The sequence below is a fragment of the Paraeggerthella sp. LCP19S3_G8 genome (assembly GCF_052119225.1).
GTDB classification, from domain to species: domain Bacteria; phylum Actinomycetota; class Coriobacteriia; order Coriobacteriales; family Eggerthellaceae; genus Paraeggerthella; species Paraeggerthella hominis.
In genome coordinates, this window is the sequence record NZ_JBQKFQ010000010.1 from 82,648 (window position 1) to 103,184 (window position 20,537).

The window sequence follows — 20,537 nt, forward strand, 5'->3', positions numbered from 1 at the left end:
GACCTGCCGCGCAGGGCGCGCCGCGCATTCGACGCGCCCTGCGCGGCGCGAAGCCCTGGCGTTTAGCGAGCCGCCTCGAGCGCCGACACCACGGCCTCGCCCACCAGCATGCCGAACGCACCGTTCGAGGCCAGGCCCTCTCCTCCGTTCGCAGCCACCGACCCGCAACAGTACACGTTGCGGATGGAAGCCCCCGACGTGCCGGTCAGACGACCGTTTTCGTCAGTCAGCACACCGCCGCGCGTGCGGTAGCGAACGGGAAGCTGCTTGATCGCGTAATAGGGAGCCTGCAAGCTTTTCAAATTCACCGTACGACCGAAATCGTCGTCCTTTCCAGCCGAAACCAGTTTGTCGAAGCGATCCATCGTAGCTTGCAGCACGTCGGCTGGAACCCCGATTGCAGCGGCAAGCTCGGCCGCGTCGTCGCAGGGCCCCACCAGGCGCTTTGCGTATTTGCTGGTCATCTGAGCGGCGCTGCGAGACTGCGACCCGTCGCTTATCCGCTTGTCGAACACCGTCCACCAGTACCCGCGATCTTGGCTGAAGCACGCGTTCGCCGGCGCGTTCACGTCGTCCTCGCGCGCAAAGCGACGCCCCTGCGCATCCACGATCAGCGTGGGAGCGAACATGCCCCAGGCCGACACTTGCGGCAAGTCGCTAGTCAAAGGCAGGGTCCCGTCCATGCCCGACAGCTGCCCGCCGGCCCGTCGGCACAGCTCCTGGCCTTCTCCCATGGAAGCGTACGTGAAGCAACCCGCCCTGAGCAGCGCGGGGGCATGAGCGCTCACCAACGGCTGACTGCTGGCAAACCCGCCGGTGGCAACCACCACCGCTCCAGCCCGAACGTCGACGACCGAACCGCTTTCCTCCACGAAAAAGCGCATGCCGCACACCACCGCGCTCTCGTCCAGGATGAACGCGACCGCGCGGTACCCCGTCTGGAACGCCGCGCCCTTGCTTGACAGGCCATCGCGCAGGGGAACCATGACGGACTGCATGTCGCCCAGACCGTTTTTCGGCAGCATGACAGCGTCGTTAACGCCCTCTTTCCCGTAGGTGGACGGATCGGCGAACTGCGCACCGTAGCTCTCGGACAGGCGGTCGACCCATCTCGGAGCGGCTAGGTACAATGATTTCGCGAAATCGAGATTGCCCACGCCTGCAGCGGAAAGCTCTTTCTTGCGAGCCGGCCACGCGTCTTCGGCGCTTTGCGCGAAACCCGCTTTCTTCTGCAGCTTGCTGCCGGCCACGTGCATGATGCCGTCCGCGTCGTAGCTTTCGCCCCCCAGCAGGCTCAACTTGTCAACCACCATCACCTTGTAGCCAGCCTCGGCAGGGGCCATGGCCGCAGACAAACCGGAAACGCCGCTGCCCACGATCAGCACGTCGACCGAGTTCGAAAAGGAAACGGGCGGCTGCGCCACCACCGTGGAAACCTGCGACGCGCCATCGGAATCGGCCGAGGGCACCAGCGTGTTCGATATGCGCTCGACCGACGAGCATGCCCCCAGCACGCCCCCAGCGGCGAACGCGGTAGCGGAAAGGCCCGCAAGCTTGAAAAAGGCGCGGCGCTCCATGCAGCAGGCTCCTTCGTTTCGAGGTAAAGGCACGAATCGCCTCCGAGTATAGTGAGGCCGCGTTCGCTTGTCGCGACATCCTTGCCAGCCGCCACTCAATCTTCGCAAAGCGCGAAAACGGGTCGAACGTCAGCTCGGCTTCGCGCTCACTCGTAGAACGAAACAGCAGGCGACGGCGGCTCCAACGCCCGCTTGAACGCCGTAGCGCGCACCGTGGCGAGCACGCGGTCGACGTCCCCTTCGGCAAATCCCGACTCCTTGAGGGCGGCGGCGTCCTGGCCATGTTCGACATGGGCCAACAGCAGCTTGTCGAGCGTCGCGTAGTCGATGCCCATGCTTTTCTCGTCCTCTTGATCGGGAGACAGCTCCGCACTGGGAGGCTTGGTCAGCACGCGCTCGGGGATAGGCGGAACCTGACCGTTCGACGCGGCTTGCGCGTTGCGCCAACGAGACGCCGCGTACACGTCGGTCTTGTACAGGCCGCCCAAGGGAGCGAACGCGCCGGCCATGTCGCCGTACAGCGTGGAATAGCCCATCATGGCCTCGCTCTTGTTGCCCGTGTTCACCAGCATCCAGCCATGCGCGTTCGAAAGCGCCATCAAGCACGTCATGCGGCAGCGGGCCTGGGTGTTTTCAGCCGCAAGACCCCGCAGCTCCCCTCCGCAGGCTTCGGCAAGCGCGCGCTCAAAAGCCTCGTACGGCTCGCAAATGGACACGACGCGCGACTCCATCCCCAGATTGGATGCAAGCTCCTGGGCGTCTTCAAGAGAGTGCGGCGTCGAGTACGGCCCCGGCAGCAGCACGCCGTGAACGCGCTCGACACCGAACGCGTCTGCGCACATCACGGCCACCAGCGCCGAGTCGATTCCGCCCGACAGCCCTATAACCACATCGGAAAAGCCCGCGTCCTCCACGTACTCCTTCAGAGCCTTGACGCAAAGGCGATACCGTTCGTCAATGTGCATGATAGCAACCCTTTCATCCGCGCTTGTCCGCCCAGTATGAAAGCCCTTTGTTACATCGGTGTTGCCAACCTCCAAACCGGGGCGGCGCATCCCGAAAAGAGGGCCTACTGGATTGCGCGAATGCGATTCGCCAGCCATTCCGCCCATTCCTCCACGCCGTCGCCCTTCGTGGCGGCAATCGGGAAGATGGGAGCCTGCGGATTCAGCTGCTTGACGGACGCCTCGAACGCATCGCGGTCGAAATTGAACACGGGCAGCGTGTCCACCTTGTTGAGGACCACCGCTTCCGCCGCCTGGAACACGCCCGGGTACTTGAGGGGCTTGTCGTCCCCTTCGGGCACCGACAGGATCATAGCCTTCATGTTCTCGCCCAGGTCGAAATCGGTCGGGCACACCAGGTTGCCCACGTTCTCCACAATGATGAGATCGAGCCGCTCCAAATCGAGCACGTCGACGGCGCGCTTGATCATGGCACTTTCCAGATGGCACGCACCGCCCGTGTTGATTTGCACGGCCGCGATGCCCTGCGCCTTTATCTTCTCGGCGTCCACGTTGCTGGCGATGTCGCCCTCGATGACGGCAATGTTGAACTCGTCGCGCAAGGCGTCGATGGTAGCCAAAATGGTGGACGTCTTGCCCGATCCGGGGCTAGCAAGCAGATCGAGCACGAACACGTGGTTCTCCGCGAAACGTCGACGCAAGTCAGCTGCCAGCTGGTCGTTTTTGTCGAGGATGGGCTGCTTCATGTCAATCTGCATACGTTACTCCTTGCCTTCCGCTTCGTCCTCTTCGCCTTCATCGGGAATATCCACTTCTATGCTGTCGATCTGTAGTTCGCGACCCGCAATGAGCTTGGTCGTGAAGCTGTTGCACTCGGGACAGAGCAGGTGGAACCGGTCGTGCTCGAACTCCGCACCGCATTCCAGGCAGCGCGATTTCGGCTTGACCATGGTGATCTGAAGCTCGGCGCCCTGCACCATAGTGTTCTCGGACAGCGCCTCGAACGCGAACACCAGCGCGTCTTCAATGGCTTCGGTCATCTCGCCAACCGAAAGGTTGACCTTGAGCACGCTGGTGGCCCCGGCTTGCTTCGCCGATTCCTGAACCGCTTCCATCACGCCCGTCATGATCCCTAATTCGTGCATGCCGCTCCTTCGCACTTGTTTTTCGTCCCCGCCCATAGTATCCGAATGTTCGCGGCGCGCGAAGCCAAGATGCGAAGCCTTGGCGCGAACGCTACTCGGAATACGCAAACGGCCTGCCGCAAACGCGACAGGCCGTCATAAACAAACGCAGTATCAGAGAACCGTTACTTCTTGGCCTTCTTTGCTTTCGTCTTGGCTAATGCGGCATCCTGCGCCGCCTCTTCGGCTTCTTCGCGCTCGATCTCCTCGTTCTGCTTCTTGATGCGCTTGCTCAGAACGATGCGCGAGATAAGCAGGCTGACCTCGTACATGCCGATCATGGCAGCGAACATGAGCAGCATGGTGACCGGCGAGGCGTCGGGCGTGGCCATGGCGGAAATGACCATGAGCACCACGTAGACCATGCGCCAGCTGCCGCGCAGCTTCTTATAGGGCACCACGTCGAAGATGACCAGGTAGAACACGACCAGGGGAAGCTCGAACGCCACGCCGAAGCCCAGCTCGAACTTGATGATCATGTCGATGTACGACGACATGCGCGGCGCGACGGTGCCCAGGCCTGCCGCCTGATCCGTCAGCCACTGGAACGCCGGGTTCAGGATGATCAGGTAGCAGAACACCGTGCCGAAGATGAACAGGGCCACGGCGGCGGCAAACGTGGGGATGAACCACTTGCGCTCGCTCGGCTTCAGCGCCGGCAGGAAGAAAGCGAGGATCTGCCACAAGATCACCGGAGCGCAGGCAACAAGCGAGGCCCACAGCGAAATCTTGAAACGCGTCGAGAACGCCTCAAAGGGGTCAATGGCCTGCAACGATGCAAACCCGCTTGCATCTTGAGGCAAGAATTCGGAAATAGGCAGCAGCAAGAACTGGCCCATGATGGGCGTCGCCATGTAGAACACGACCACCGCGATAGCCAAGCAAGCGATGATGCGCACCAAGCGCATGCGCAGCTCGCCCAGGTGGTCGAACAGGGGCATACGTGCCGGTCCGATAGGCATGGCTTATTCCCCCTTCTCGTTCTTCTCGGCCGCAGCTTTGGCAGCTTCAGCGGCTTTCCTGTTTGCGGCGCGCGTAGCGGCGGCCTTCTTCGCCGCAGCGGAACGTGCGGCGGCCTTCTCAGCATCGGTCTTGGCAGCTGCGGGCTTTTTAGCGGCAGAAGGCTTCTTCGCGGCGGACTTCGCCGGGGCCTTGGCTTCCGGCTTGGCAGCTGCGGGCTTGGCGGCCGTCGCGGTTGCAGCAGGCTTGGCGGCGGGTGCGGGCTGGGCCTTCGCGGCGGGCGTCGACGCCTTGGCTGCGGGCTTCGTGCCGTACAGCTCGTCGGGCGAGGGCTTGGCCTTGGAGGCGGCGTCGGCGGTTGCCGGCTGCGCGGCAGCAGCCTCGACAGGCTTCGGCGTTTCGAACGACCCGTCCGGCTTCGCGATGGGCTTCGGCGTCGCAGACGCAGCAGCGGCCGTCGTAGCCGCGGCCGTCGCAGCAGCGGCAGCCGGCGCCTCCGCGGCCTTCTCGGCCTCGGCAGCCTTCTTGGCCGCGCGCTCCTTGTCGTAACGAGCCTTGCGCTCCGAGAAGCTTTCGGTCTTCTCTTCCTTCTTGTCGTCCTTGCCGATCTCGGACACCTTCGACAGGGCCTCGAGCGGGTTCTTGAACGGCTCGTCAGAGGTGGGGTCGTAGACTTCCGTCTTGATGACCTTGTTCATCTCTTCCTGAGCGCTTCTGAACTTGCTGATTGCCTTCCCCAACGTCTTAGCCATTGCTGGCAGCTTATCGGGCCCGAAAATAAGGAACCCGAACAGCAGAATGAGGAATAACTCGAATCCACCGATACCAAACAAAGCAAACCCCTTTGTGCGGTCTTATCATCTTCTCAACGCCGCGCCTCTGCGCGGCAACGATTTATAGTATCACAACCGCGCCCGCGTAAGGCAAAGGAGTCTACTTGGCAATAAAAAGTGTGCGAGAACTCCCCGGCATCGGGGCGTACCGGGCACGACGAGCACCGTGATCGCCGCAGCGGCAACAATCGAAGTCATGAAATCACGGGACGCCCGCACCGACGATGCGCCCGGAACTCGCACCCAGGAAGCAACGTACGCGCCACATGCCCGGAACCGAAACCGGCCGACTCCTGCGGCGCGTACGCACGCACCAACGCCAAAAAACGCACGGGGCGAACGCACATGCGTCCGCCCCGCCTTCATCCGAACAACCCGGAAACCAGCGCCTACGAGCCGGTCCCCAAAAACGCAAGGGCCACCGTTGGGATGCCCAGCGCCAAAACCAAGATCACGCATATCACGATCGTGAACAGCTTCTTGGTTTTCTCGGCGGCCTCTCGGCGCTCCTTGTCCTTGCGCTCGCGCTCCTGAGCGGCCTTGATGCGGTCGCTCTTCTGCTTTGCCGTCAGCTTTTGATTCGTTCCCATGTGCTATACCCTCAACTTACCGCGGATCTCGATGACGCGGGCGATGTTCTTGGCAACCTCCACGCCCACGTTCCACTTGTTCTTCTCGTACAGCGAAACGCCGTCGACCATGGTCATGAGCACGTCCGAGCCGCTGCACGCGTTCAGGACGGCCGAAACCGGATCGCTTGTGGGCGTCTGATGCGAACCCGACAGGTCAAGCGCCACGATGTCGGCGCGCTTGCCCACTTCCAGCGAGCCGATCTTGTCGTCAAGCTTCAACGCGCGCGCCGCGCCGATGGTGGTCATCTCCAGCATGGTCTGCGAATCCAGGAAGGTGCCCACGTTCACAGCGCGCTGCACCAACATGCCGATGCGCATCTCGATGAGGATGTCCGTGGAGTCGGTTGCGGCAGGCGAATCGGTGCCCAGGCCCATGCGCAAGCCGGCGCGCATGAACTTGTCGATGGGGGCAACGCCCATGCCCAGCTGCGCGTTGCAGCGCGGGCACACGGCCACGCCCACGTCGTATTCCTTGAGCTTCTGAATGTCCTTGTCGTCAACATGCACGCAATGAATGGCCAGCACGTTGTCGGATTCGAACGCGCCCCAGTTCAGCGCATAACGAACCGGCGTGGTACCCGTGGGAAGCCACGGCGGAATCTCAACGAAACCGCGCTTCTGGTCCATGGTGTGCACCGAGAACGGCGAGGAGCCGTACTTGATGAAGTTGTACTCTTCGCGGTTGCCCGCCATGTGCATGGCGACGGGGACGTTCTCGCGGCGAGCGAACTCGGATATCTTGCCGAACACGGACGGATGGCATGCGTACATGGACGTGGGAGCCACGCCGATGGTGATGCGGTCGCCGTCCACTTCCTCGCGCCAGTGCATGATGTCGTTTTCCGCCAGGCGCATCGCGTAGTCCACGCGACGCTTGTCCATGGCGCCCACCTCGCGGTAGATGACGCTGCGCATGCCCAGCTTCTGCGTGGCCGTGCACGCCGCGCCCGTTGCCGTGATGTCCGCAACGCACGTGATGCCGCTGGAAAGCGCTTCCAAACCGCCCAGGATAGCGGAGTCGTACCAGTCGCTCACGTCCATCTTCGCGCTTTTTTCCATCATGGACATGATCCACGTGGTATAGGGAACGTCATGCACGATTCCGCGCATGACCGCGTTCTCAAGATGCGTGTGCAAATCGATAAGACCCGGCATAATGGCGGCCATGCCGAAGTCGACCACTTCCTCGTCGGGGTAGCGCAGCTTGAGCATGTCGATCGAGCCGATGTCGCGAATAGCCCCGTCGCGAACGAGCACCGCGCCGTTATGCAGCGGCTCGGACGTGATGGGAAGAACGTACTGTGCGCACAAGAGCATAGCTGCTCCGCCCTTTCTCCCATGGTTCCCGTAATTCATGCATTTTCGTGTAACGGCTATCATAGCATTCTCCAACCGCTCTTCCGCGAAAGCACACAGGCCAATCGGCGAGGTGCAGGACCTTTGCGAGGCGCGTGATCCTGGCGGCAGAAGGCAGGATTGCGCTGGACGCGAAATCGCGGCGATTCGGGGAGGGACCGCAGCGGGGTGCCGCCCTCGGCGCCAGGCGGGGTGCGCGAAGGAGTTGGGACTGGCTGGGTTGGCTGGGGTTGGGGCTGGGCTGGGGCTGGGCCCCTAGAGCCTTGGTGCCGAATCCCCGGAGTCCGGGGTTCCGAATCCCCAAACCCCCGAAACCTTGGAGTCCCCGAACCTTGATTTCCAGAGCTTCGGGCTTTCGGAACCTTAAATCCCCCGAGTCCGGGGCTCCGAAGTCCAGCCGCTGTCAAAACGAGCGAGTTTTACTGGTCCTCAAATGAGGATAAAGCCACATCGCATCTCGATGACCAGGCACGATGCAAAACGCTTGTCAGCAACCCACGCCGTCAGGGCGAAAAATCCCCGCAAAACTCGTCCGTTTTGACAGCGGACCCGCGCGGCACCCGCAAAACTCGTCCGTTTTGACAGCGGGCGCCCGTTTCGGCAACGCGACACGCATGCGCGCGCAAAACTCACTCGGCAAACTTCGCGCACCCATTATTCGGCGCGAAAAATAATCCGCGTGCACCTCAAAATTCAACAAGGTAACGATCGGCAGGCGCGCTATACTTCTCGGCAGTATGCAAACATTAGACATGACATATATCCACGCGCCCGCAACCTACGACTTTCGCGAGCGCTCCATCATGTACGGACCGGTGTCCGACATGGTGCCTTCTACTCCCATCTTCGAAATGTACCCGCTGGGGCTGACCACGCTGTGCGAGTACCTGGAACGACACGGTCTGCGATCGCGCATCTACAACCTGGCTTCCATGATGCTGCACAAGAAGAACTTCGACGTAGAGAAGAACCTCGCGCGCCTGGACTCGCACATGTTCGGCATCGACCTGCACTGGATGCCGCACTGCCACGGCTCGGTGGAAGTGGCGAAAATCCTCAAGCGGCTGCACCCGCGCACGCCCATCAGCTTCGGCGGACTGTCGTCGTCGATCTTCCACGAAGACCTGATCAAGTACGATTGCATCGACTTCGTATTCCGCGGCGACTCCACCGAAGAGCCCATGCGCATGCTGGTGGAGCGTGTGGCGCGTGCAGCCAAAACGCACACGCCGCTGGGCGATTTGTCGGACATTCCCAACCTCACCTGGAAAGATGCCGAAGGCTCCATCCACATCAACCCCTTGAGCTGGGTTCCCGACGACATGAACGCCATATCCATGGACTACGACTACCCCATGAAGGGCGTGCTGCGCCACCACGACATGACCAGCTACCTGCCCATGAAGGGCTGGCTGAGCTACCCTGTGACCGCCAGCCTGACCTGCCGCGGCTGCGCGCGCAACTGCGCCACGTGCGGCGGCAGCGCCTACGCGTTCAAGAACCACTTCGGTCGCCGGCGCGTAGCCTGGCGCGATCCGAAGCTGCTGATCCGCGACATCCAGCACGTGCAGGACCATATCTGGGGCCCCATCTTCGTGCTGAACGACTTCCTGCAAGCCGGCGAGGACTACACGCACGAGTTCATCACGGGGCTCAAAGGCAAGGTGCACAACCCCATCGGGTTCGAGTTCTTCGGCCCGCCGCCGGGCGGCGACGAATTCTACCAGCTGCTGGACAAGAACCTGGGCAACTGGTCGGTGGAGATTTCAGCGGAAAGCCACGACGACGACGTTCGCGCGGCGTTCGGCAAGGGCCACTACACGATGGCCGAGCTGGAAGAAACCATCGTGGACGCGCTTTCGCACCCCAACTGCGAACGGTTCGACCTGTACTTCATGACGGGCATCCCCAAGCAAACGGCGGCCAGCGTGCGCGAAACAGGCGCGTACGTGCAGCATTTGTACGAGCGCGTGAACTACGATCCGCGCCTGGTAGTGCTGACCAGCCCCATGGCGCCGTTTTTGGACGTGGGATCCATCGCGTTCGACAACCCGGAAAAGTACGGCTACAAGCTGCGCGCCCGCACGTTCGAGGAGCATCGCGAGCGCATGATCCTGCCCTCGTGGAAGCACATCATGAACTACGAGAGCATCTACATGTCCGTGGACGAGATGGTGGACGCCACCTACGACGCAGCGCTCGACCTCAACCGCATCAAAGGCGAGCACGGCATCCTGGATCCGGGCATGGCCGCCGCCACCGACAAGCGCATCCGCGAGGCGCGCGAGCAGATGAACCGCCTGGACGACGTCCTGTACAACGGCACCGGCCGCATCGATGCGCGGCTGGCGACGCTCAAGGAGGAGTTCGAGCGCCTGTCCGAGAACACGGTTGCTGAAAAATCGGAGTTGAACTGGGCGTTCGATGTAAAGCCCACGCATGCGAAGCACCTGGCGAAGCTCTGGTTCACCAACGAGCCCGCCAACGCCCTGGCGAAGCTGACCGGAACGTGGCGCCCTGCAGCAAGCGATTTCGACTACCCCGATCAGGAGAACGGCGTGCTCTCCCCCGCCTGGAACGCCGACGGAACGGCCAACTGCACGTTCAAGGGGCTTGCCGTGGACGGCATCGCCGACGGACGCGCGCTTTCGGACGATACGGGCGCGCAGGTAGCCGCGTTCGGCAGCGTGGTGGCGCCGGGATTTTCCCAGGAGAACACGAACGAGGCGTTCGATGCCGCCAACGCGCATCTGGAAGCCGGACGTGCGGGCACGGGCATCGAAGCGGGACGGCATGCGGCCATCCGGGCCGAAGCACTGCGCACGGTGGAGCACGACCCCCTGCTCGAGCAGATGATGGCGGAGGAGCGCGAACGCGAGGAAGCGCTGGCGCGCGGCGAGATCGCGCGTACGGTGCCGCGCGACGCCGGCGGCCTTCAAGGCGCGGGCGGCGTCAAGGGCGCGCGCGAGGCGCGCAAGCTCGAGAAGCTGCGCGACCGCAAAACGGAGAACCCTGCCAGCTAACGGCGCATCCGCCGCTGCATGGCATTCGATAGCGAGTTGGACGGCGGGATCGTCCGCCTGGGCGCCGCGGCAAAAATCGTCGCGGCGCCCTGTTTTGTCATCGACAAGCCAGCCCGACCGGCGCGCCGGCGCTTTGCGCCGCGCTAGCCGATCCCGTCCCTGCTCAACAGCGGCGTCAGCTTCCCCTGCGCCAACAGCGTGATCCTTCCCGTGGCGCGCGACACGGTGGTGTAGAGCCGACGGCGCGACAAGGGATCGTCCGGGAACGTGCGCTCGCTTGCTTCGGGCACGATCACGTGGTCGAATTCCAGGCCCTTCGCAAGCTTGAGCGACGTGAGGACAACGCCGCTCGTAGGCAGCGTCGCATCGGCGTCGATGAGCGGAGGCGCGCCGTCCCCCAGCTTCTTCTGCAGCTGCTTCGCCTGGTGCTTCTGCGGCAGGATCACCGCCGTAAGGCCCTCGTCCGCAGACGCCGCCTCGATGACGCGCACCAGCTCCCGATCGCGCTCCTCTTCGGTGGCGCACTCGATGATGGCCGGGGCTTCCTCCTGGCGGCGTATGGACGAGATGCGCAGGCGCTCCTCGTCCGCAAGCAGGCCGGCGAACAGCGCGGTGATGGCGGGCGAAGACCGGTAGCTGGTCATGAGCCGACATTCCTCCACCGAGCCGCGGGCTTTCTGGAATACGGCTTTGACGTCGTCAAACGTTGCCGTATCGGGACCGATGGCCTGATTTTGGTCGCCCAGGAGCAAGAAGTGGGCACGGCGGAAATAGCGCGCCAGCACCGTAAGCTGGGCCGCCGTGTAGTCTTGCACCTCGTCGATCATCACGTACTTGGCATCCGGATTGCCCAGCCCCGTGAGCGCCATCTTCAAGTACAGCCATTCCACGGGCACCAGGTTCTCCACGCCGAGCAGGCGCATACCGATGCGGTCGATGCGCAGCCAGTCGTCGTTCTCGACGGCTTTGCGCGCGGCAGCGTAACGATCGTCCACGTACTGCTGCGCCCAAACGCGCGCTTCGTCTTCGTCCTGCGCGTCGAACGTTTCGCGGAAGAGCGCCACCTGCTCGTCGGGGCTCAAGGCCGACAGCTCGTCGAGAATTCGATCGGACGTCGCTATCTGCTTCAGGCGCGTGTCCAGACGGTGCGCCAGCTCGTCGCGCATGAGCGACACCAGGTGCGGGCCGGCCGGAATGTTCTTGAACTTAGCCGCCACCTGAAGGATCTGCCCCACGGACAGCAGGCGATCCCCGTTGCAGTGCACCTCTTTGAAGTCGTGCGGGTCGAACGCGAATCCCGCGCACGCCGCATCGATGCGCTCAAGCCGGTCGAGCGCCACGTTCACCTGCCCGCCCGTGCGATCGGGCGGCATGAGCTGCTGCAAGAACTCGTTCCACGTGAGGCATTCGGGGTTGCGCTCGCCCAGATCGGGCAGCACGTTGTCGATGTAGCTTTGGAACACGGGGTTGGGCGTGATCAGGAACACCTGGCTAGGATCCAGGCTTTCGCGCTGCTGGTAGAACAGGTAGGCGATGCGCTGCATGAGCACCGAGGTCTTGCCGCTGCCGGCAATGCCGTTCACCAGCAGAGCCGGCACGTCTTCATGGCGAATGACCTGGTTCTGCTCCTTTTGGATGGTGGCGGTGATGGACTGCATCTTGGCGGAGCGCTGCTTGGACAGCGACGCCAGCAACAGCGAATCCTGGATGGCCACCGTGGTGTCGAAGTACGCGTTCAGGCGGTCCTTGTCCACGTCGAACTGCCGACGCAGCTTAAGGTCAACGTTGATGGTGCGCCCGTTGGCCTGGTACGAAGTGGGACCGTTATCCTGGTTGTAGTACACCTCGGCCACCGGCGAGCGCCAGTCCACCACCAGGCGGCGGTAGGAATCGTCGGACACGCCCGCAGTGCCAATGTAGAGTTCTTTGGGGTCTTCGCCCGGTTTGAACTGAAGGACCACTTTCGCAAAGTAGGGCTGACCGAGCAGAAGCCGTATACTGTTGAGCTTTTCGGCATCGACGCTCTGCGCCATGTTGTACGCGTCGATCACACGGTTCACGGTGGCGAAATCGGCGTATGTCTCCATGGCATCAGCGTAGCTGGCCAGGTTCACCGACAGCTCGTCCACCATGGCAAGCTTGTCGGCGGCGGCGTCTTTGCTGTTCTTGTCCATTTTCGCCACCAGATCGGCGGCCATCGACCGCAGCGTAGCGTACGTTTCGCTCAGATGGCGCTGCTCCGCTTCGAATACGGGGTCTTGCGCCAAAGATGCTTCGAGGTGCGTGGTGTCGGTGTGCAACGGTACTCCTTGATCGAATGTGCAAGGGGAGATTATACGGGTCTGCGCCCGCGTTTCCCAGCGACTTCACGCTTCTTGCTGAAACCGTAACCCAGGGGCAGGCGGGCTGGCGTATACTGTGCTCTCGCACGATTCCCGATCGCAATGGAGCATCACCTGTGAGCATCGACACCGCCACCGGCAAGGAAGCGCCTGCGGACATCTCGTCCGAGCGCGTGAAAGACATCTTCTCCACCATCGCCAAGAAGTACGAACGCTTCAACGCCGTCTCGAGCTTCGGCGCTTACAAGGCGTGGCTGTCCGGCATGATGCGCCAGGCTCCCATCAGCCCCAACGCAGACGTGTTGGACATCGCGGGCGGCACGGGCGACGTGACCTTCACCGTGGCGCGGGCGAAGCATCCGCGACACATCCAGTGCACCGACCTGGTCGACGAGATGCTCGACGTTGCACGCATGCACTACGCCGACGGCAAGGCCGACGGCGTGCCGGTTGATTTCGAGGTGGTGGACGCGCAGAACATTCCGTACGCCGACGCGAGCTACGACGTCATCACCATGGCGTACGGCATCCGCAACATGCCCGAGCGCGACCGGGCGCTTTCCGAAATGTTCCGCGTGCTGAAGCCCGGCGGGTCGCTCGTGTGCCTGGAATTCTCCACGCCGCCGAACGCGGTATGGCGCGCCCTGTACAACTTCTACTTGAAGCACCTGATCCCCTTCTGGGGAGGCCTGATCACCGGCGACCGCGAGGGCTTCGTGTACCTGTCGCGCTCCATCAAGGCGTTCCCCAACCAGCAAGGGCTGGCCGACATGATGACGCGCGCCGGATTCACGGATGTGACCTGGAAGAACTACACCGGGGGCATCGCCGCCGTCCACGTGGCGAAGAAGCCGGATGCCTAAAGCCTGCGAAAGGCCGGCTGACGCTTCGATCGAAAGAAGGCTGAGCTAGTCGAGACGCGCTCGAGCGCCAAGTCCGACCGACGCCGAAACGCAACTGCACATCAACGGCGGTTCGATGCTACCGCTTGCGCGCTCAAATGCACGATCCTTTCCCCAATGTTGCGTTCGAAGGACCTGCCAAGAGGCAACCTTCGATGCGATCGCGCGTTTCGCCTGGTCGCAGGTTGTTCGTTGTCGGCAGAAAGGCTTCGGCATGCACTCGAACGCAACATTGGGGGAAGAATCGTGCAGCAAGCAGAACATTCGCTGTCGAATCGGTGCTGATGCGCACCGGTGCGCACCGCCTTCCGAGCAGGGCGGCTTGCAACGAAGCGGGAAAACGGGCTCGAGACGGAGCCGGAAGACGAAGCCAGCGTCTCACTCGACGCGCATCATGCGGTAGCCCACGCCGACGTGGGTCTGGATGTAAAGGGGGTTGGCCGGGTCGGGCTCGATCTTCTTGCGCAGAGTTGCCATGAACACGCGCAGCGACGAGCGATCGGACGCCAAAGCGCTCCCCCACACCTCTTTGAGCAGGAAGTTGTGCGTGAGCACCTTGCCCGTGTTGCGCGCCAGCAGGCACAGTAGCTTGTACTCGAACGGCGTGAGGTGCACCTCCTGCCCATCGCGCTGCACGCAGGTGGAAGCGTAGTCGATAGTAAGGCCGCCGTTGCGATACACCGGATCCTCGGCGCCTTCCTGCATGGCGCGCTCGCGATCAAGACGGCGCAGCGCAACGCGCACGCGAGCAAGCAGCTCGTCAACCGAGAAAGGCTTCACCAGGTAGTCATCGGCTCCGGCGTCGAGCGCCTCCACCTTGTCGGCATCCTCCAAGCGGGCCGACAGCACGATCACCGGCAACGACGACCATCCGCGCAAGGTGCGAATGACGTCGACCCCATCGCCATCAGGCAATCCGAGGTCAAGTATGACCAGATCAGGGGGATGCGAAGACAGCTCCAACAGCGCCTGCGCGACCGAGCGCGCCTCTCGATGAGCGTAGTCGTGCAGGTCGAGCGTCGTCGTCACCAAACGGCGCACCGCCGCATCATCCTCAACAACCAGTATCCGATACCGTTCAGCCACGTACCGCCTCCACCGATCGAGCGACCACATCTTCAGCATCCACCGCGGGCAGCGTGAACCAGAACTCGCTGCCGCAAGGCTTCCTGTTGCGCACTTGCAAAGTCCCGCCGTGAACCTCGACGATCGAGCGGCACAGCGAAAGGCCCAGGCCCATGCCGCGCTTGAAATCTCCGCTCTTGCCGCCGGGCTTGCCCGTAGAGCCATTGTAGAACATATCGAAGATGTGCCTGCGGTCCTCGTCCGGGATTCCCGGACCCTCGTCCGAAACCGCGATCCGCACGCGCGGCAGCCCGTCCTCGACGGCGCGGCGCGCGGTCACGGCGATGCAGCTTCCCTCGGGTGCATAGGCAATGGCGTTGTTCACCAGGTTGATCACAACCTGCACGATCAGGCGCGCGTCCATCTCGGCCATAAGCAGCTCGTCCTCCAAATCGACGCGCACGCAACGATCCGCAATGCGCCGATCGACATGCCGAAGCGCCTCCTGCACCACATCGCCGACCAGCTCGGGCTGCACCGCCAGCTGCATGGTGCCGTTGTCGATGCGCGTGATGGACAGCAGGTTCTCGACCAGCGTGACCAACCAACGCGCGTCGTCGTGAATATCGCGCAGCAGACGCCGCTTCTGCTGCGCTGTCAGTGCGTCCTCATCGTGCAGCAGCATGTCCGCATCCCCCGAAATGCTGGTGAGAGGCGTGCGCAGATCATGAGAGATCGTCCGCAGCAAGTTCGCGCGCAACGTTTCCTTTTCCATGCGCATCTCCATGCGGCGGCGCTCGTCGGCGAACAGGATCTGCTCGGTCGCCTGCCCGCATTCGTCAAGAATGGCAAGCAGCAGGTTCTTTTCGAACGCACCGAAATCCTCTTCCCCGTCAATGTCGTCCATGGCAACGCCAGCCACGCCGAACACGACATCCTTCGACCGAATGGGCAGGTAGAGGCAGTGCGCGTTGGCCAGCGTGTCGGTTGTGGCGCCCGCGCGCTCGTTGTTCGACGCCGACCACGCCGCCACCGCAGCCTCGGCGGGGGAAGCCAGCACGACCGTATCCGTCGCACCGCCTATCGTTCCCGGAACATCGTGGAGCTCGGGGTTCGCCAGGCTTCCGTCGCCGCGCATCCGGTACATCACCACGGGGCGGTTCAGCAGCTTGATGACCTGCTCGGCCGCAAACCGAAAGCACTCGTCGGCGGTCGACGCGCCCTGAAGCTTGCGGCTCGACTCAAGCAGAACCTCCATGCGGTACGCGCGACGCGCGGTGCTTTCGGCCTGGCGTTTCATGCGGATGGCCAAAGACGATGCAGCAAACGTCCCCACCAGCAGAAACGCGAAGATGAACGGGTAGTTCAGCCCAACGGCGTGCAGCGTGAAGCGCGGCACGGTGAAGAAGAAGTTGTACGCGAACACGCTGCCGAGCGAGGCGAACAGCGCGTAGAAGAATCCGTCAGCGCGCGTGGCCATGAGCAGCGCCACGATGAGGTACAACATGAGAACCACCGACCCCGCCAAGCCCAGCTCGTAGATCACCAGGCCCAAGGCCGTGGCAAGCGCGACCGACGCGAGGGCCCGCCATATATCGGCAACCGTGAAATGGAAGCCCGTCGCCTCGCGCAGCCGCCCGTACTGAGCGGGCAGGTCCTTGGTGGGCACCACGTCCACCACGGCACCGTGCGCAAGCTTCATCAGCCGGTTGACCAGGCTTTCCGGCCCCCACCCCAGCGCGCGGAAGCCGCCAATGGCGTTTCCCACCACAATATGGGTCGCCCCTGCGGTTTCCGCGTACTGCGCAATCTGCTGCGCTATGTCGTCGCCGAACAGCGTGACCACATGCGCGCCCAGCTCTTCGGCCAAATCGACGTTCGCCCGCAGGCGCCCGCGCCGTTCGGCGTCGAGTTTCTTGCTCTGCGACGACTCCACCACCACCGCGGTGAACGCGCCATGGTACGACTCCGCCATGTTGGCCGCGGCGCGAATGGCCTTCACGTTGCCGGCGTAGGGAGTCACGTACACCAGCACGTCCTCGCCCGCCTCCACGCGCGCGCCCGACTCGCCGCACTCGGCCTTGCGCGTCAAGCGATCGGCCATGCGGCGAAGCGCGATCTCGCGCAGCGCCGCCAGGTTCTTGCGCGAGAAGAAGTTGCCGAGCGCCGTGCGCGCACGGTCGGGCAGGTAGATCTTCCCCGACTCCAAACGATCGATCAAATCGTCCGGCTCGATGTCCACCAGCTCCACCGAAGCCGCCTGGTCGAAAATGCGATCGGGAATGCGCTCGGAAACGCTTACGTGCGTGATGGCGGCGATCTTGTCGTTCAAGCCCTCCAGATGCTGCACGTTCACCGTCGTGAACACGCTGATGCCCGCGCGCAGCAGCTCCTCGACGTCTTGATAGCGCTTCCGATGGCGGCACCCGGGGGCGTTCGTGTGAGCCAGCTCGTCCACCAACACGATCTGCGGGCGGCGCGAAAGCACCGCATCCAAGTCGAATTCGCGCAAGGTGATGCCTCGATGCGTGACGGCGCGCGGCGAAATCTGCTCCAAGCCTTCCGTCAACGCCATGGTGTCCACTCTTGTATGGGGCTCCACGTAGCCCACCACCACGTCGAAACCCTTGTCGAGCACCGCATGGGCTTCTTCCAGCATGGCGTACGTCTTGCCGACGCCCGCCGCATAGCCGAAGAATATCTTGAGCTTGCCGCGCGCGTCGCCCTCGGCAGCTTCCCCTTCGACGATCTGGCGCAGAATAGCATCGGGGTCGCGGCGCGTTTCCAAATCGCCCATCGATGCAGCCATAGCGTTCCTTCCAACCAGAGGTGGAGCCGACGCACGTCGCGCCCACCCCACCTTTCATCATACCTACGTTGCCGCCGCCGGTGCGACGTGCGTTACCGAACCGGCAAGATGCCGTCCAGCATCAGGTTCACCTTCAGCACGTTCACGCGCGCGTCTCCCAAAATTCCCCCTTGCGGCTGCTCCGTGCAACGCTCGATGATAGCGCGAATGTCGCGGGGGCTTTTGCCCGTGGTCCTGGCCAAGCGCTCGACTTGATACTCGGCCGCCGCCGGAGAGATATGCGGGTCGAAACCGCTGCCCGACTCGGTAACCAAATCGCTCGGAATGGGCTTGTTGCCCTGTTCCGGATGGGCCGCGCGAAGGGCGTCGATGCGCGCCTGCACAGTTTCGGCGAACTCGTCGCCAGCCGGACTGAGGTTCGACGGAGCATACCACAGCACCTTGGATCCCCGATCGTCGGTGAACGTCTTTGCGTCGGGGCTCATAGGGCGCCCCCATAGATGGCCTTCGCCCGCAAACGGCTGGCCCACCAGCTCGCTGCCGTACGCGGTGCCGTCAACTTCGATGATGGACCCGTTAGCCTGATGAGAAAAAGCCAGTTGAGCCAAAACCGTGCAGGCAAACGTGTACGCAACGCCGCATAAAAGCGTGACCACCAGGAAGAACAGCGCTGCGCTTCCCCACAGCTTCGCTCCGTTTCCCACATGCAACATAATGATCTCCTCTCGTCCAACGATCCTGCGCTACGCAATGCCCAGCGCCGTGATAGCCATATCAAGAACCTTGATGGCCGCGAACGGAAGCACGATTCCGCCCAGGCCGTACACCAGCAAGTTGCGCGTCAGCAGGCTTTGCGACGTTGCCTCGCGGTACTTCACCCCTTTGAGCGCCAGCGGAATAAGCGCCACGATGATCAGCGCGTTATAGGTGACCGCAGCCAGAATGGCCGTTGTCGGGCTGGTCAGGTGCATGACGTTGAGCGCATCGAGGGCAGGGTACAGCGGGACGAACAGCGCCGGAACGATAGCGAAGTACTTCGCCATATCGTTGGCGATGGAGAACGTGGTCAGGCTTCCGCGTGTCATGAGCAGCTGCTTGCCGATGCGCACGATGTCGAGCAGCTTCGTGGGGCTGGAATCAAGGTCGACCATGTTGCCAGCCTCCTTCGCCGCCTGGGTGCCGCTGTTCATGGCAACGGCCACATCGGCCTGCGCAAGCGCGGGAGCATCGTTCGTGCCGTCGCCCGTCATGGCCACCATGTGCCCTTCGGCCTGGTACTGGCGGATGGCGGCGAGCTTCGTTTCGGGCGTTGCCTCGGCAATGAAGTCGTCCACGCCCGCCTCGGCAGCGATAGCCGCAGCCGTCAGGGGATTGTCGCCCGTGATCATGACGGTCTTGATGCCCATCGTGCGCAGGTCGGCGAAATTCTCCCTGATGCCCTGCTTCACGATGTCCTTCAGGTACACCACGCCCAGCACGCGATGATCGCGCGCGACGAGCAACGGTGTACCGCCCGCGCGCGAAACGCGCTCGACGGCAAGCGCGCATTGGGCGCTGTACCGCCCGCCGCCCGCTTCCACGTAACGCTTCACCGCATCGGCCGCGCCCTTGCGAATCTCATGGCCGTCGAAATCCACGCCGCTCATCCGCGTTTGAGCCGTGAACGGGATCGACGCCATGCCCGACCCCTCCAGCACCCGTGCGCGAATGCCGAAGCGCTCCTTCGCCAGCACCACGATGCTGCGGCCTTCCGGCGTTTCGTCCGTCAGGCTGGCCAACTGGGCCGCGTCGGCCAGATCGCGCTCGTCGGCACCGTCGACCGCAACGAACTCGGCCGCCTGGCGGTTGCCCAGCGTGATGGTGCCGGTTTTGTCCAGCAGCAGCACGTCCACATCGCCCGCCGCCTCCACGGCGCGGCCGCTCATGGCCAGCACGTTCGCCTGGTTCAGGCGGCTCATGCCGGCAATGCCGATAGCCGAGAGCAGCGCGCCGATCGTAGTGGGAGCCAAGCACACGAACAGCGCAACGAGCGAGGTGATGGACGTGGGATTCGCCATGCCCTGTTGGTTGGCGCCGAACCCGCTGAAAGCGAACAGCGCCACCGACACGGTCAGAAACACGATGGTCAGCGCAATGAGCAGGATCTCGAGCGCGATCTCGTTCGGCGTTTTCTTGCGTGCCGCCGATTCGACCATGGCGATCATCTGGTCGAGGAAACTGTGCCCCGCATCGGCGGTCACGCGCACCACCAGCCAATCGGACAGCACCGTAGTGCCGCCGGTCACAGCTGAGCGGTCGCCGCCCGCCTCGCGGATGACCGGGGCGGATTCGCCCGTGATGGCGCTCTCGTCCACCGAAGCCGCCCCTCTGACAATCTCCCCGTCAGCGGGAATCTGCTCGCCAGCGGACACGAAGAACACGTCCTTCTTCTTGAGGAGCGCCGAGCTTACCTCGTCGGCATTGAGGCGGAAGTACTCGGCGGGATCGTCGACATGCGCGCCCTTGGCCACCATGGCCTCGTTGAGCTTGTGCGCGTCGATGTCGCGCTTGGCGGCGCGCAGAGCGTCGGCCTGAGCCTTGCCGCGACCCTCTGCGAGAGCTTCGGCGAAGTTCGCGAACAGCACCGTCAGCCACAGGACCGCCGAAACCGCCAGGGTAAAAGCCGGGTGCGCGTCCGCCACGCCGAACAGGGAAAGAACGAACAGCGCCGACGTCAGGGCGGCCGAAAGGTACACCATGAGCATGACGGGATTCTTCGCCTGCTCGTTCGGCTTGAGCTTCGCAAACGAATCGGCCACGGCGCGCTTCGCGAGCTCGCGCATCGCTGCGTCTTTTCGCGAACCGCCCTTGGCGCCACGGGAGCCTAGCAGCGCGGCCTTGCCTTGTGCA

General features: G+C 63.2%; 15 protein-coding genes. 2 read left to right on the forward strand and 13 right to left on the reverse strand.

The annotated features are described in order from the left end of the window. Positions 1-62: 62 nt before the first annotated feature. From ACTQZK_RS10975 to ACTQZK_RS11010, 8 genes are all read right to left on the reverse strand, one after another. Positions 63-1,577 carry an FAD-dependent oxidoreductase gene (locus tag ACTQZK_RS10975; protein ID WP_441899652.1) on the reverse strand — a complete coding sequence of 505 codons (1,515 nt, stop codon included), beginning with the start codon at positions 1,575-1,577 and terminating at the stop codon, positions 63-65. 146 nt (positions 1,578-1,723) lie between these two features. Then, the gene (nadE, locus tag ACTQZK_RS10980; RefSeq protein WP_441899653.1) at positions 1,724-2,542 is read right to left on the reverse strand and encodes an NAD(+) synthase; all 819 of its coding nucleotides are present in this window, start codon (positions 2,540-2,542) and stop codon (positions 1,724-1,726) included. Positions 2,543-2,646: 104 nt separating this feature from the next. After that, the gene (gene hypB, locus ACTQZK_RS10985) at positions 2,647-3,300 is read right to left on the reverse strand and encodes a hydrogenase nickel incorporation protein HypB (RefSeq protein WP_114567251.1); all 654 of its coding nucleotides are present in this window, start codon (positions 3,298-3,300) and stop codon (positions 2,647-2,649) included. A gap of 3 nt (positions 3,301-3,303) precedes the next feature. Then, the gene (gene hypA, locus ACTQZK_RS10990; protein ID WP_114567252.1) at positions 3,304-3,687 is read right to left on the reverse strand and encodes a hydrogenase maturation nickel metallochaperone HypA; all 384 of its coding nucleotides are present in this window, start codon (positions 3,685-3,687) and stop codon (positions 3,304-3,306) included. Between the two features lie 164 nt (positions 3,688-3,851). Then, positions 3,852-4,688: a twin-arginine translocase subunit TatC gene (gene tatC / locus ACTQZK_RS10995; protein WP_114567253.1), complete on the reverse strand. Its 837-nt coding sequence runs from the start codon at positions 4,686-4,688 to the stop codon at positions 3,852-3,854. Between the two features lie 3 nt (positions 4,689-4,691). After that, positions 4,692-5,519, reverse strand: a complete 828-nt coding sequence (locus ACTQZK_RS11000) for a twin-arginine translocase TatA/TatE family subunit (RefSeq protein WP_114567254.1) — start codon at positions 5,517-5,519, stop codon at positions 4,692-4,694. 389 nt (positions 5,520-5,908) lie between these two features. Beyond that, complete coding sequence (locus ACTQZK_RS11005) at positions 5,909-6,109, reverse strand: CASC3 protein CASC3 (protein ID WP_114567255.1); 201 nt, start codon at positions 6,107-6,109, stop codon at positions 5,909-5,911. 3 nt (positions 6,110-6,112) lie between these two features. Beyond that, positions 6,113-7,468 (reverse strand): amidohydrolase family protein, encoded by a 1,356-nt coding sequence (locus tag ACTQZK_RS11010; protein ID WP_441899654.1) that lies wholly within the window; start codon positions 7,466-7,468, stop codon positions 6,113-6,115. A gap of 791 nt (positions 7,469-8,259) precedes the next feature. On the opposite strand from ACTQZK_RS11010, the gene ACTQZK_RS11015 reads away from it, so the two are divergent. Then, positions 8,260-10,530, forward strand: coding sequence for a TIGR04190 family B12-binding domain/radical SAM domain protein (locus tag ACTQZK_RS11015; RefSeq protein ID WP_181792588.1), 2,271 nt, complete (start codon positions 8,260-8,262; stop codon positions 10,528-10,530). Positions 10,531-10,673: 143 nt separating this feature from the next. Here the strand turns inward: ACTQZK_RS11015 and ACTQZK_RS11020 are convergent, their stop codons facing one another. Then, the gene (locus ACTQZK_RS11020; protein WP_441899655.1) at positions 10,674-12,830 is read right to left on the reverse strand and encodes a HelD family protein; all 2,157 of its coding nucleotides are present in this window, start codon (positions 12,828-12,830) and stop codon (positions 10,674-10,676) included. Between the two features lie 158 nt (positions 12,831-12,988). On the opposite strand from ACTQZK_RS11020, the gene ACTQZK_RS11025 reads away from it, so the two are divergent. After that, positions 12,989-13,735 (forward strand): class I SAM-dependent methyltransferase, encoded by a 747-nt coding sequence (locus ACTQZK_RS11025; protein ID WP_441899656.1) that lies wholly within the window; start codon positions 12,989-12,991, stop codon positions 13,733-13,735. Positions 13,736-14,152: 417 nt separating this feature from the next. On the opposite strand, the gene ACTQZK_RS11030 is transcribed toward ACTQZK_RS11025, so the two are convergent. The 4 genes from ACTQZK_RS11030 to kdpB form a co-directional block, all read right to left on the reverse strand. Next, positions 14,153-14,860 carry a response regulator gene (locus tag ACTQZK_RS11030; RefSeq protein ID WP_441899657.1) on the reverse strand — a complete coding sequence of 236 codons (708 nt, stop codon included), beginning with the start codon at positions 14,858-14,860 and terminating at the stop codon, positions 14,153-14,155. Then, the gene (locus ACTQZK_RS11035; protein WP_441899658.1) at positions 14,853-17,648 is read right to left on the reverse strand and encodes an ATP-binding protein; all 2,796 of its coding nucleotides are present in this window, start codon (positions 17,646-17,648) and stop codon (positions 14,853-14,855) included. The genes ACTQZK_RS11030 and ACTQZK_RS11035 overlap by 8 nt, the downstream gene beginning before the upstream one ends. Before the next feature lie 92 nt (positions 17,649-17,740). After that, a complete protein-coding gene (locus ACTQZK_RS11040; protein WP_441899659.1) occupies positions 17,741-18,361 on the reverse strand; it encodes a potassium-transporting ATPase subunit C in 621 nt (206 codons plus the stop codon). A 30-nt stretch (positions 18,362-18,391) separates the two neighbouring features. Next, positions 18,392-20,470 (reverse strand): potassium-transporting ATPase subunit KdpB, encoded by a 2,079-nt coding sequence (gene kdpB / locus ACTQZK_RS11045; protein WP_441899666.1) that lies wholly within the window; start codon positions 20,468-20,470, stop codon positions 18,392-18,394. Positions 20,471-20,537 lie beyond the last annotated feature (67 nt).